The sequence below is a fragment of the Streptomyces sp. NPDC005496 genome, assembly GCF_042872045.1.
Taxonomy (GTDB): Bacteria; Actinomycetota; Actinomycetes; order Streptomycetales; family Streptomycetaceae; genus Streptomyces.
This window is the reverse complement of sequence record NZ_JBIAJQ010000008.1, coordinates 168,157-180,024: the sequence shown is the minus strand read 5'-3', so window position 1 is coordinate 180,024 and position 11,868 is coordinate 168,157. Positions and strand designations below refer to the sequence as shown.

At 73.6% G+C, this 11,868-nt stretch carries 13 protein-coding genes; 10 read left to right on the top strand and 3 right to left on the bottom strand.

Annotated features, from left to right (window positions below; genetic code table 11):
* Positions 1-50 precede the first annotated feature (50 nt).
* Positions 51-887 (bottom strand): inositol monophosphatase family protein, encoded by an 837-nt coding sequence (locus ACFYQQ_RS24870; RefSeq protein WP_388905140.1) that lies wholly within the window; start codon positions 885-887, stop codon positions 51-53.
* Positions 888-996: 109 nt separating this feature from the next.
* Here ACFYQQ_RS24870 and ACFYQQ_RS24865 point away from each other — a divergent pair, with 109 nt between their 5' ends.
* The 5 genes from ACFYQQ_RS24865 to ACFYQQ_RS24845 all read left to right on the top strand — a co-directional run bounded on the left by ACFYQQ_RS24865 (position 997) and on the right by ACFYQQ_RS24845 (position 6,366).
* Complete coding sequence (locus ACFYQQ_RS24865) at positions 997-1,932, top strand: LysR family transcriptional regulator (RefSeq protein WP_388905138.1); 936 nt, start codon at positions 997-999, stop codon at positions 1,930-1,932.
* Positions 1,933-2,040: 108 nt separating this feature from the next.
* Positions 2,041-3,030 (top strand): magnesium and cobalt transport protein CorA, encoded by a 990-nt coding sequence (locus tag ACFYQQ_RS24860; protein ID WP_388905136.1) that lies wholly within the window; start codon positions 2,041-2,043, stop codon positions 3,028-3,030.
* Between the two features lie 103 nt (positions 3,031-3,133).
* A complete protein-coding gene (locus ACFYQQ_RS24855) occupies positions 3,134-4,090 on the top strand; it encodes a helix-turn-helix domain-containing protein (RefSeq protein WP_355794471.1) in 957 nt (318 codons plus the stop codon).
* 97 nt (positions 4,091-4,187) lie between these two features.
* Positions 4,188-5,186, top strand: a complete 999-nt coding sequence (gap, locus tag ACFYQQ_RS24850) for a type I glyceraldehyde-3-phosphate dehydrogenase (protein ID WP_388905134.1) — start codon at positions 4,188-4,190, stop codon at positions 5,184-5,186.
* Between the two features lie 220 nt (positions 5,187-5,406).
* Positions 5,407-6,366: an alpha/beta hydrolase gene (locus ACFYQQ_RS24845; protein WP_388905132.1), complete on the top strand. Its 960-nt coding sequence runs from the start codon at positions 5,407-5,409 to the stop codon at positions 6,364-6,366.
* A 15-nt stretch (positions 6,367-6,381) separates the two neighbouring features.
* Here ACFYQQ_RS24845 and ACFYQQ_RS24840 read toward each other — a convergent pair whose 3' ends face one another.
* Positions 6,382-7,368 (bottom strand): oxidoreductase, encoded by a 987-nt coding sequence (locus tag ACFYQQ_RS24840; RefSeq protein ID WP_356175463.1) that lies wholly within the window; start codon positions 7,366-7,368, stop codon positions 6,382-6,384.
* 173 nt (positions 7,369-7,541) lie between these two features.
* Here ACFYQQ_RS24840 and ACFYQQ_RS24835 point away from each other — a divergent pair, with 173 nt between their 5' ends.
* From ACFYQQ_RS24835 to ACFYQQ_RS24815, 5 genes are all read left to right on the top strand, one after another.
* Positions 7,542-7,985 carry an SRPBCC domain-containing protein gene (locus tag ACFYQQ_RS24835; RefSeq protein ID WP_355794937.1) on the top strand — a complete coding sequence of 148 codons (444 nt, stop codon included), beginning with the start codon at positions 7,542-7,544 and terminating at the stop codon, positions 7,983-7,985.
* Positions 7,982-8,365 carry a metalloregulator ArsR/SmtB family transcription factor gene (locus ACFYQQ_RS24830; RefSeq protein ID WP_355794940.1) on the top strand — a complete coding sequence of 128 codons (384 nt, stop codon included), beginning with the start codon at positions 7,982-7,984 and terminating at the stop codon, positions 8,363-8,365. Before ACFYQQ_RS24835 ends, ACFYQQ_RS24830 begins: the two co-directional genes overlap by 4 nt.
* The gene (locus tag ACFYQQ_RS24825; RefSeq protein WP_356175458.1) at positions 8,337-9,140 is read left to right on the top strand and encodes a thioredoxin family protein; all 804 of its coding nucleotides are present in this window, start codon (positions 8,337-8,339) and stop codon (positions 9,138-9,140) included. The genes ACFYQQ_RS24830 and ACFYQQ_RS24825 overlap by 29 nt, the downstream gene beginning before the upstream one ends.
* Positions 9,141-9,345: 205 nt before the next feature.
* Positions 9,346-9,567 (top strand): DUF6199 family natural product biosynthesis protein, encoded by a 222-nt coding sequence (locus tag ACFYQQ_RS24820; protein WP_388905129.1) that lies wholly within the window; start codon positions 9,346-9,348, stop codon positions 9,565-9,567.
* Between the two features lie 63 nt (positions 9,568-9,630).
* Positions 9,631-9,948: a hypothetical protein gene (locus ACFYQQ_RS24815; protein ID WP_356167913.1), complete on the top strand. Its 318-nt coding sequence runs from the start codon at positions 9,631-9,633 to the stop codon at positions 9,946-9,948.
* 13 nt (positions 9,949-9,961) lie between these two features.
* Here the strand turns inward: ACFYQQ_RS24815 and ACFYQQ_RS24810 are convergent, their stop codons facing one another.
* The gene (locus ACFYQQ_RS24810) at positions 9,962-11,479 is read right to left on the bottom strand and encodes an MFS transporter (RefSeq protein ID WP_388905127.1); all 1,518 of its coding nucleotides are present in this window, start codon (positions 11,477-11,479) and stop codon (positions 9,962-9,964) included.
* Between the last annotated feature and the right edge of the window lie 389 nt (positions 11,480-11,868).

The window sequence follows — 11,868 nt, the reverse complement described above, 5'->3', positions numbered from 1 at the left end:
GGCGGGCCGGGGCGGTGCGCCCCCGGCCCGGATCGGACGGGCGGGCCGGGTCAGTTCAGGGCGGACAGGACGGCGACCGCGGCGGCGTGCACGCCGGGCGCCGAGGCGAGGAAGTCCTCGTCGCCGAGGGTCCACGGCTCTCCCCTCGTGCCGGTGACCGAGCCGCCCGCCTCGGAGACCAGCAGCGCACCGGGCAGCAGGCCGGAGCGCACGTCCGAGAACTGCCAGAAGGTGTCCATGCGTCCGGACGCGACGTGGATGAGCTGCATCGTGGCGGGCACCGAGACCCGGACCACCAGGGCGTTCAGCAACATCGCCGTCACCGAGGCGCCCATGCGCCGCAGCGCTTCCTCCTCCTCCCCCGGCTTGGCCTGTCCGGTGCCCACCAGCGCGGCCTTCAGGTCGGTCTTGGCGGACGCGCGCAGCCGCTCGCCGTTGAGGAAGGCGCCCCGGCCGCGGAGCGCGGTGTAGGTGTCGCCGGTCAGCGGCAGGTGGACCACGGTCAGCACCGGGGCGTTGTCGCGCACCAGGGTGGCGGTCACCCCCCACTCGGTCATGCCGTGGATGTGGTTGATGTTGCCCTCGGCCGCGTCCACCACCCACCACTCGCCCTCGGGCAGCGGGCCGCCGGCCAGTTCGTCCTCGGCCCACCGCGACCCGGGCCGCGCGGCGAGCAGCGGCTGCTGGACGAGCGCCAGGACCGCCTCGTCGTTGGCGTCGATGGCGCGGACGATCTCGTCGAGGTCGCCGGGGCGGGCGGCCTCGTCGTGGCGGTCGCGCAGGAGCGCGCCCGCCGCCCGCACGGCGGTCTCGGCGTCCGCCAGGACCGCTTCGAGGTCGGCGTACTCGGCGGAGGCGGCGGTACGGGAGTCGGAAAAGGCGTTCATGGAGGGCTCCAGACGAAGTGGGGTGCGGCCTCCCGGCCGCTCGCCTTCGACGTTAGGACCAGGCATCATTAACATCAAATGCAATCTAGTTACGACTGGATTTACCCATATGCAACTGGACTTGAATCTGCTCACCGCGCTCGACGCGCTGCTGGAGGAGGGCAGCGTGACGGACGCCGCCGCCCGCCTCCATGTCTCGACTCCCGCCATGAGCCGCACCCTGGGCCGCATCCGGCGGGCCACCGGGGACGAGATCCTCGTGCGCACCGGCCGGACGATGACCCCCACCCCACGTGCCCTCGCCCTGCGCGCGACCGTGCACGAGCTGGTGCAGCAGGCCCAGGCGGTCCTGTCCCCGCACACCGAGGTCGACCTGGCGGCGCTGCGGCGGACCTTCGTCCTGAAATGGCACGACGCCCTCGCCGCCGCGGCCGGTCCCGCCCTGCTCGGCGCCCTGCGTGCCGACGCCCCCGGTGCGCGACTGCGCTTCCTCGCCGAGGCCGCCACCGACACCCAGGACCCGCGGCGAGGGGACGTCGACCTGGAGGCCGGCGCCGGTGAACCCTCCTCGCCCGACGTCCGCCACGAGGCCGTGGGCCACGACCGGCTCGTCCTCGTCCTGCGCCCGGCGCACCCCCTGTGCCACGGACCGCTCACCCTCGAGGACTACGCGTCCGCCGAGCACATCACCGTCTCCCGGCGGGGACGGCTGCGCGACCCCCTCGACGACGCTCTGGAGGCCCGGGGCATGACCCGTCGGGTGGTGGCCGCCGCTCCCACCAACGCCACGGCGCTGCAGTTCGTCCGTCATCACGACCTCGTCGCGGCGGTCCCCGAACTCGTCAGCCGGCCCCTGCTGGACGGTCTCGGCCTCGTCGTCCGGCCGCTTCCGCTGCCCATGCCCGGCATCCCCGTCCACCTCGCCTGGCACCGGCGCTACGACAACGACCCGGCCCACGCCTGGCTGCGCACGCATGCCCGCACGGCCCTGCGGGACGCGTGCTCTCCCGCCGACGAGGACGGCGAGGGACCCGAGGGGGCCTGAGCGTGTGCGTGCGGCACCTTGCCTCGACCGGGGACGCGCTTCCCGGGCAGCGGCGTTTCCTTCCCGCCACGCAGGCATGCAATCGCCGCGTCGGTGCAGGTGTGTGTCATGAGGTGTCTTATCTACCGCGAGTCGCAGGGCGCACCCGAGCGGGTCGACTGCGAGCAGACCGACGGCGGCCTGAAGGCCGTGCTGGAGAGCTTGAAGCGGGTCGGGGAGCAGGAGTTCTGCTGGGTCCAGATGGACGATCCGGACCCGTCCGACCTGACGGAACTGGCCGGTCCGCTGGGCCTGCACCCCCTGGCGGTGGAGGACGCCGTCCAGGCGCACCAGCGCCCGAAGCGGGAGCGTTACGGCGACGTGCTCGTGGTGGCGCTGAAGACGCTCTGGTACGTCGCGGACGGCTCCGACGTGGAGACGGGCGAGGTCATGGTCTTCACAGGGCCCCGGTTCGCGCTGACCGTCCGCCACGGCTCGGCCGATCCGGTCGCCGAGGCGTCCCGGCGGCTGGGCGACGCGCCGGAGATGCTGCGGTTCGGTCCGGCCGCCGTGCTGCACGCGGTCCTGGACACCGTCGTCGACTCCTACCTCGACGCGTCCGTGCAGGTCCGCACCGACCTGACGACGCTGGAGCGCAGCGTCTTCGCGCCGGGCCGCGAGGACCTGACCGAGCAGATCTACTCGCTCAAGCGGGAGGTCCTGGAATTCCAGGACGCCGTGCGGCCGCTGGTGCCGGTGGTGCAGGACTTCGCCGGGCCCCGCGCGGAGTGGCCCGAGGAGATGCTGCCGTACTTCCGCGACGTGGCCGACCACATGCACCGCACCGACACCGAGGTGCGCTCCCTGGACGAGCTGCTGAACTCCGTCCTCGACGCCCATCTCGCCCGGGTGGCGACCTGGCAGAACGACGACATGCGCCGTATCTCGGCGTGGGCCGCGATCCTGGCCACCCCCACCCTCGTCGCCGGCATCTACGGCATGAACTTCGCGCACATGCCGGAACTGAGCTGGACGTACGGGTATCCGCTCGCCGTCGCCGTCATGGTGACCGCCGCCACCCTCCTGCACCGGACCTTCCGCCGCAACGGCTGGCTCTGAGTCCGGCGGGCGGGACGGCCGAGTCCGGCTTCCCCCGCCCACGGGCGCCCCGCCGCCGGTGCGGGCGAACGGCCCGGCGCCGCGCCCCTCGTAGGCTTCTCCCGTGCCAGCTTCCCGACTGAAACGCGTCGCCGTCCTCGTGCTGGAGGGTGCGAAACCGCTCGACGTGGGCATCCCCGCCCAGGTGTTCACGACCCGGGCGAGCATGCCGTACGAGGTACGGGTGTGCGGCGCGGCGCCGGGGCTCGTGACCGGCGGCGACGGCCTGTCGTACGCCGTCGCGCACGGCCTCGAAGCGCTCGCGTGGGCCGACATCGTGTTCGTCCCCGGGTACCGGTTCCCGGACCGGGACGACCCGCCGCGGGAGGTCCTGGACGCGCTGATCGCCGCCCACGCGCGGGGCGCGCGGCTCGCAGCGATCTCGACCGGTGCCTTCGCGCTCGCCGCCACGGGTCTGCTCGACGGCAGACGCGCCACCACGCACTGGCACTACACGCGGGCCCTCGCCGTGAAGCGTCCGCTCGTCCGGGTCGACGAGAACGTGCTGTTCGTCGACGAGGGCAGCGTGCTCACCTCGGCGGGCGCCGCCTCCGGCATCGACCTGTGCCTGCACATCCTGCGCGGCGACCTCGGGGTGGCCGCGTCGAACCACGCGGCCCGGCGGCTGGTCGCGGCCCCCTACCGCAGCGGCGGGCAGGCGCAGTACGTGCCCCGGAGTGTGCCCGAGCCGCTCGGGGAGCGGTTCGCCGCAACCCGCGAGTGGGCGCTGCACCGGCTGGACGAGCCCCTGACCCTCACCGTGCTCGCCCGGCACGCGGGAGTGTCACCGCGCACGCTCTCGCGCCGCTTCGTGGAGGACACCGGCTACACGCCCATGCAGTGGGTGATGCGCGCCCGCATCGACATGGCCCGTGAGCTGCTGGAGCGTTCGCAGCGCGGTGTCGAGCAGATCGCCGCCGACGTCGGCCTGGGCACCGGGGTGAATCTGCGGCTGCACTTCCAGCGCGTCCTCGGCACCACTCCGAGTGAGTACCGACGCACCTTCGCGCAGGACCGCTAGGGGCCCTGGCGCGATCCTTTCGGATCGTGGCATTCACGCCGCTGCCACGCCGGGCGGGCGCACGCGAACCTGGTGGGGAGACGAAGGGACACCACTCATGACTCGCATCGCCATCAACGGATTCGGCCGCATCGGACGCAACGTGCTGCGCGCCCTGCTCGAACGCGACAACGACCTCACGGTCGTCGCCGTGAACGACCTCACCGAACCCGCAGCCCTCGCGCGGCTGCTCGCCTTCGACACGACCGCCGGGCGGCTCGGCCGGCCCGTGTCCGCCGACGGGGACACCCTCGTCGTGGACGGCCGTCGCATCAAGGTGCTCGCCGAACGGGAACCTGCGAAGCTGCCCTGGGCGGAGCTGGAGGTCGACATCGTGCTGGAGGCGACCGGCCGCTTCACCTCGGCCGAGGCGGCGCGGGCCCACCTGGACGCGGGCGCGGAGAAGGTGCTCGTCAGCGCGCCCTCCGACGGCGCGGACGTCACGCTCGCGTTCGGCGTCAACAACGACGCGTACGACCCCGCGACGCACACGATCGTCTCGAACGCCTCCTGCACGACCAACGCGCTCGCGCCGCTGGCCGCGGTGCTCGACGAGCTCGCCGGCATCGAGCACGGCTTCATGACGACGGTGCACGCCTACACGCAGGAGCAGAACCTCCAGGACGGCCCGCACCGCGACGCCCGCCGCGCGCGTGCCGCCGCGGCCAACATCGTGCCGACGACGACGGGTGCCGCCAAGGCGATCGGGCACGTGCTGCCCAACCTGGACGGCAAGCTGTCCGGCGACTCGATCCGGGTGCCGGTCCCCGTGGGCTCGATCGTGGAGCTCAACACGACCGTCGCCCGCGACGTGACGCGCGAGGAGGTGCTGGCCGCGTACCGCACCGCGGCGGAGGGCCCCCTCGCGGGCGTCCTGGAGTACTCGGAGGACGCGCTGGTGTCCTCGGACATCACGGGCAACCCGGCCTCCTCGATCTTCGACTCGGCTCTCACCCGTGTCGACGGCCGCCACATCAAGGTGGTCGCCTGGTACGACAACGAGTGGGGCTTCTCGAACCGTGTCATCGACACGCTCGAACTGCTCGCCGGCCACTGACGGCTGACGAGCGGTAGCACCGACCAGGGTCCGGCGCCGGAGCGCGGCAGGTCTCCGGCCGCCGGACAGCACGTACGGGCCGCCGGCGGGTCGCCGACATGACTGCCTCGTGACGGGGCAGCACAGAAGGTGGCCCGGGGCCGGTCACCGCCTCACCGCGATCCGGCCGACCCGCGCGTCGCTCCGCGACCTGCGCGCCACGACCTGGAGAGTGTGAGCCGTGACCATGACACCCCCGCCCTTCGACAGGGAACTCGCCGTCGCCCTCGCGGAGTTCGCGCCGTCCCCGCTCACGCCCGACCTGGTGCCCGACAGCCGCGAGGTCGGGGCCGCGCTCCGGCCCACGGACGAGGTGCTGAGCCGCGAGGGGACCTTCACCGTGGAGGACCGCGAGGTCCCGGGCCCCCCCGGTGCGCCCCCGGTCTCCCTGCTGGTCTGCCGCCCTGCCGCCGCCCGGGGCCCGCTGCCCGTCGTGTACTTCGTGCACGGCGGAGGCATGGTCACCGGTGACAACCGGGTCGGCGTCGACGGACCGCTCGACTGGGCGGAGGAGCTGGGGCTGGTCGTGGTCTCCGTCGAGTACCGCCTCGCGCCCGAGAACCCGCACCCCGCCCTAATCGACGACTGTTACGCGGGCCTGGAGTGGACCGCCGCCCACGCCTCCCTCGTCGGCGGGGACCCCGACCGGATCGTCGTGGCCGGGCAGAGTTCCGGCGGCGGGCTCGCCGCCGCCCTGGCCCTGCGCGCCCGCGACGAGAAGGGCCCCCGGCTGCTGGGGCAGCTCCTCATGTGTCCGATGCTCGACGACCGCAACGACACCTTCTCCGCCCGGCAGATGGCCGACCGGGGCATGTGGGACCGGGCGTCCAACGACACCGGCTGGACCGCGCTGCTGGGCGAGCGGCGGACTTCCGGCGACGTCTCCCCCTACGCCGCCCCGGCCAGGGCGGAGGATCTTAGCGGCCTGCCGCCCGCCTTCGTGGACGTGGGCTCCGCGGAGACCTTCCGCGACGAGGACATCGGCTACGCCGAGGCCATCTGGCGGGCCGGCGGGGAGGCGGAACTGCACGTGTGGCCGGGGGGCTTCCACGGTTTCGACGCGCTCGTACCGGAGGCGGCCCTGTCCCGGCAGGCCCGCGCGGCCCGGCTGGCGTGGCTGCGACGCCTGCTCGGCTCCTGAACCCCGGCGGGACGGTCAGCCCAGCGCGTCGAGCAGCTCCCGCTCGCGCCGCGCGCTGAGACCGGCCCGCCGGGGCCGGTCCAGGCCCCGCCCGCGTTCCCACGCCAGGGTGTCGGCGAGCAGGTCCGCCCGGGGCCGGTGGGTCAGACCCGCCGCCCGCGCCGCCGCCCCGCTCCGGGCCGACCACCCCTGCCAGTCCGGGTCGGCCACCCACATCGGCAGCGACTCCTCCCCCATGTACTCGGCCACGCCGTTGGCGAGCAGCCATGCCGGTTCGGCGGTGACGACGGGACCGGTGTGCCCGCCCAGGGACCGCGACAACTCGATCCACTCCCCCAGGGGTACGGCCGGGCCTACGGCGTCGTACGTGCCCGTGGTCCCGTCCCGCGCGCTGTCCAGCAGCCAGGCGGCGAGATCGCGTACGTCCACGGCCTGTGTCGGCAGGGCCGGCCTGCCGGGGACCAGCAGCGGCGCGTGCGGATCGCGTGCGGCGCGGGCCACCCAGTAACCCGATCGCCCGCTGTCGTCGCCCGGACCCCCGATGAGGCCGGCGCGGGCGACGAGGAGCCGGTCGCCGACGGCGGCGGCCGACGCCTGCTCGCAGGCGGCCTTCGCCTCCCCGTAGAGGGCACGGTCGGCCTCGGCGAGGTCGGTGGCGGCGAGCAGGGCCGCGGACTCGTCGGCGTCCGGCTCGGCGTGCGAGGCGTAGGCGCTGATGGAGGAGACGTACGTCCAGTGCCGCGCCCTGGCGCCCAGCGCGCCCAGCGCGTCGCGGACGAACCCCGGCTGCCAGGACACCTCGATCACCGCGTCCCAGATCCGGTCGAGCAGCGGCTCGTACGCCGAGGGCTCGCGCCGGTCGGCGGGCACCAGGACCGCTCCGTCCGCGACCGCGCCGCTCTCGCCCCGGGCGAGGCAGGTCACGTGGTGGCCGCGCTCGATCGCCTGACGCGACATTTCGCGTCCCAGCCAGGCCGTACCGCCGAGCATCAGGATCTCCATGTCCACAGCCAAGCAGCGGCGGTGCCGGGCGCCCAGAGCAATCGGCTGACAGCAGATCGGGTGCCGCTCGGGAGGCGCGCATCCGAACGTGCAACTCTGAGGTTGCGCATGACGCCTCGACGTGCAACCGTGGAGTTGCACTCGATGACGACGACGAAGCAAGGAGTACGGCCATGAGCGAGGACCGGATCGAACGCGAGACGCTGATCGAGGCACCCCTGGAGCGCGTCTGGTCGCTGGTGGCGCAGCCCGGCTTCTGGGTGGCCGACAAGGCGAGCCTGCCCGGCACCGTGGCCCGGGAGGGCGAGACGATGGTGGCGCGGAACCCCGAGCACGGCGACTTCCCGGTGCGGGTCGAGAAGGTCCGGCCGCCGACGTATCTGTCGTACCGCTGGACCAGCGCGTTCCCCGGCGAGGAGCTGCGCGAGGACAACAGCACCCTCGTGGAGTTCACGCTGGCCCAGGAGGGCGACCGGACGCGGCTGCGGGTCGTCGAGAGCGGGTTCGCACAGCTGGCCGGCGCCGAGGACCTGCGCGTCCAGAACCACAAGGACCACAGCGAGGGCTGGCCGCTCGAGCTCGACGCCCTCAAGACGCGCGCGGAACGGTCGGTGTGACGGAGGAACGTGACGGTGCCGCCGCGGCGGTCGACGACGTCCTCGTCGCGCTCGCCGACACGACCCGGCGGCACCTGCTCGAACTGCTCGCCGCGCAGGGTGAGGCCACCGCCACGACCCTCGCCGAAGGCCTGCCGGTGTCCCGGCAGGCGGTGGTCAAGCACCTCGCCGTGCTGGACGCCGCCGGGCTGGTGACCGGCGGCCGGGTGGGCCGGGAGGTGCGGTACGCGGTGCGCCCCGCGGCCCTGGACGCGACGGCGCGGTGGATGGCCGCACTCGCGAGCGAGTGGGACCGCAGGCTGGCGAACATCAAACGCGTCGCCGAGGCGGCGGAGCGACAGGAGGCAGGTCATGACCGCTCACCGGACCGGAACCCGTGAGGAGTGGCTCTCCGCGCGGCTGGAACTGCTCGAAGCGGAGAAGGAGCTGACCCGGCGCAGCGACGAACTGGCGCGGCGGCGGCAGGAGTTGCCCTGGGTCCGGATCGACAAGGAGTACCGCTTCGAGTCGGACGAGGGCACCGTGTCCCTCCCGGACCTCTTCGCGGGACGTTCCCAACTGATCGTCTACCACTTCATGTTCGGACCCGAGTACACGGCGGGGTGCCCGTCCTGCTCGGCCGTCGCGGACGGCTTCGACGGCTCCGTCGTCCACCTCGCGCACCACGACGTCACGCTGTGCGCCGTCTCGCAGGCGCCGCTCGCCCGACTGAGCCGCTACAAGGAGCGGATGGGCTGGAGCTTCCCCTGGGTGTCCACCGCCGGAGGTGACTTCGCCTACGACTTCAAGACCTCGCACACCCGGGAGCAGTGGGAGTCGGGAGCCGTCGACTACAACTTCCGCACCGTGGACTTCCGGCCGCCGGAGGGCGTGGAGACCCCCTTCCTCGACGAGATCGCCGCGAGCGTGGGCACCGACTGGGCGACGTACCGGCAGGAAGGCCCGGGCGTCAGCGCCTTCGTACGCGACGGCGGGGAGGTGTACCACACCTACTCGGCGTACGAGCGGGGCGTGGACGCGCTGTGGGGCATGTACCAGTGGCTCGACCGCGCGCCGCTCGGCCGCAACGAGAACGGCTTCTGGTGGCGCCGCCACGACGAGTACGACAGCACGCCCGAACCCGCCGCGCCCGCGCGGCACAGCTGCTGCGGGTGACCTCCGCGCACGGTGGCCGGCGGCGCTCCACGGAGCGCCGCCGGCCACCCGGCGTGCCCGCACCTCACCGCGCCGGGTCGACCGCGGGAGCGGGCGCCCGGACGAAACCCGTTCCGGGTGCCCGCCGTGATGCGGGGTACACGAACGGCCACGCAACCGACAGAGTCTCGGGCGTCCCACGCCCGGCGCACCTCGGGAGGATCCGTTGGTCACCGTCATGCTGTGCGTGTTCCTGGTAGTGGGCCTGATACAGGTCGTCCGCCCGAGACTGCTGTGGAGAGCCAACCGTCCCCTGCAGCGGCCCTTCGTCCGGGACTACGACGCCACCGAGCCGACACGCAAGGGCTATCTGATGATGCGGATCTCCGGCGCGGTGTTTCTCGCGGGCGCCGCCTGGATGCTCGTCCAGAATCTCCAGGGACAGTGACGGCGGCCCACGGCAAGTTCGACGCCCCTGCCGCGGCGGGGGCGTACACGTAAGGAGTTCTTTGTGACCACCTTCATCATCACCGTCCCCGGTACCTTCGTGCACGGCGTCAGCGACACCGCGCGCGCCGACGTGGTGCGCCGGCTGCGCCCGCAGGACCCGAAGAACACGGACCTGGGCGAGAGCGAGGAGCTGAACCTGCTGACCGTCGAGGACGGCGGCATGTTCTCCGTGCGGGTCGAGGTGGACGCCGCGGACGCGTCGAGCGCGGAGACCGAGGCGGTGCGGCTCGTCTCCGGCGCGCTGCGGGACAGCGGGTTCACCGAGCAGGACGCACCGCTGGGCCCGGCCTCCGTGACGGGTATCGACCGCGAGTTCTAGGCCGCGGGACGGGTCAGCACCGGCTCGCGTGGGTGTGGCTGTGACCGCCCGCCCGGTCCGCCGGGCCGGTGCCCCCGTTCGGCCCCCGGTCGCGGCGCCAGTCGAGGACGGCGGCCGCGAGGGCGGCGAGCATGGCGAGGATCCCGGTGCCGACGGACACCGCCACGGCGGTGCGGTAGTCGTGGCCGTTCGCTCCGAGGACGAGGTAGAACAGTCCCGGGAGAGCCGCCGTGCCCACCGCCCCGCCCAGGCGCTGCCCCGTCTGCAGGGCGCCGCCCGCCGCTCCCGCCATCCGCACCGGGACGTCGCGCAGGGTCATGGTGACGTTCGGGGAGATGACGCAGCCGCTGCCGATCCCCCCGACGAACAGGGCGGGCGCCGCCCACCAGACGGCCGTCCCCGGCGGTACGAACTTCAGGATCAGGGCGGCCGCGCCCAGGCCGACGACGACACCGGTGAGGCCGAGCACCGTCAGCAGCCTGCCCAGCCGCTCCACGAGCCGCCCCGCCACCACCGCCGCGGCCGCCGAGCCGACGGCGAACGGCGTCACGGAGAGACCCGAGCGAAGCGGTGAGTAGTCGAGCCCGTTCTGGAAGAAGAGCGCGAACACCAGCCACACCCCGCTGAACCCGACGAAGTACAGCGTGGCGATGCCCGCACCGGCCGCGTAGCCCGGTGTCTCGGTGAGCAGCCTGGGATCGAGCAGCGGTTCCCCGCCCCGGGCCGCGACCCGCCGCTCCCACCTCGCGAAAGCGGCCAGCAGCGCCAGCCCGGCGGGGAACAGCCACCAGAGCCGGCGGATACCGTCGGCCTCGGCGAGGACCAGCGGCAGCATGAGCGCCAGCACTCCGGCGCCCAGCAGGGCGACGCCCGGCAGATCCAGGTGTCCGCGGCGGCCGGGTGCCACCCGGGGCAGGAGACGGCTGCCGAGCAGGAGCGCGAGCGCGCCCACCGGGACGTTGACGTAGAAGATCCAGCGCCAGCCGTCGGCGCCGTCGGCCAGGGCGAGGATGAGGCCGCCGGTCACGGGGCCGACGGCACTGGAGATCCCGACGGTGGCACCGAACAGGCCGAAGGCCCGGCCACGCTCCTCCCCCTCGAACATCTGCTGGATCAGGGCGGAGTTCTGCGGAGCGAGGCAGCCCGCGGCGACGCCCTGCGCGAGGCGGGCCACCACGAGCCACATGATCGAGGGGGCGGCGCCCGCGACGGCACTGCACACCACGAAAGCCGCCAGCGCCCACAGGAAGACACGACGCCGGCCGACGGCGTCACCGATGCGGCCCGCCGTCACCAGCGCGAGCGCGAACGCCAGGGCGTAGCCCGACACGACCCACTGCACGGACGCCGCCGACGCGCCGAGGTCGCGCTGCAGGGACGGCAGGGCGACCGCCACGATCGTGACGTCGAGCAGGCTCATGAACCCGGCGACCAGGGTGGCCCACAGGGCCCGCCACCGGTTCGGGTCAGGGCGCTCACCCGTCCGCCGTCCGTCCTGGGCCGGCTCACCCGCCCGCGCACCGCGCTTCACGCATGCCCCTTTCCACCGGACCGAGCCCGCACCCACCGGGAACCGGGCGTCACATCCATGTATGCGTCACCCGTACACAACGGCCCAAACAAACTCAAACGGCGGGCGGGACGACGCGGGGGCGCGCCGTCCCCGGCGCCGGGGACGGCGGGGCCGGCTCTCGCGGGGTCCTGGCGGAGGTACGGTTGCGGTACCGAGCGCACCTCGCACGCCGTCATCCGTATCGGCGTCGCCCTCGGGGAACGGCAATCGCCGGACACGTGTGGTCCGGCCGGAAATGAAGCCGCCCCATGCTCACCGGCTCGCACTCCCGCCCCGCCCTCCGCAGCCCGGCCCGCGCCCGCCAGTAGCGGACTTCCTGCCCGTGGCGGCCCTGCCCGCCCGCAGTG

Coding starts and splice junctions, on each gene's coding strand:
- ACFYQQ_RS24860 (WP_388905136.1), top strand. CDS start 2,041: ATGAGGTGTCTTATCTACCGCGAGTCGCAGGGCGCACCCGAGCGGGTC.
- gap (WP_388905134.1), top strand. CDS start 4,188: ATGACTCGCATCGCCATCAACGGATTCGGCCGCATCGGACGCAACGTG.
- ACFYQQ_RS24835 (WP_355794937.1), top strand. CDS start 7,542: ATGAGCGAGGACCGGATCGAACGCGAGACGCTGATCGAGGCACCCCTG.
- ACFYQQ_RS24870 (WP_388905140.1), bottom strand. CDS start 887: ATGAACGCCTTTTCCGACTCCCGTACCGCCGCCTCCGCCGAGTACGCC.
- ACFYQQ_RS24865 (WP_388905138.1), top strand. CDS start 997: ATGCAACTGGACTTGAATCTGCTCACCGCGCTCGACGCGCTGCTGGAG.
- ACFYQQ_RS24825 (WP_356175458.1), top strand. CDS start 8,337: ATGACCGCTCACCGGACCGGAACCCGTGAGGAGTGGCTCTCCGCGCGG.
- ACFYQQ_RS24840 (WP_356175463.1), bottom strand. CDS start 7,368: ATGGAGATCCTGATGCTCGGCGGTACGGCCTGGCTGGGACGCGAAATG.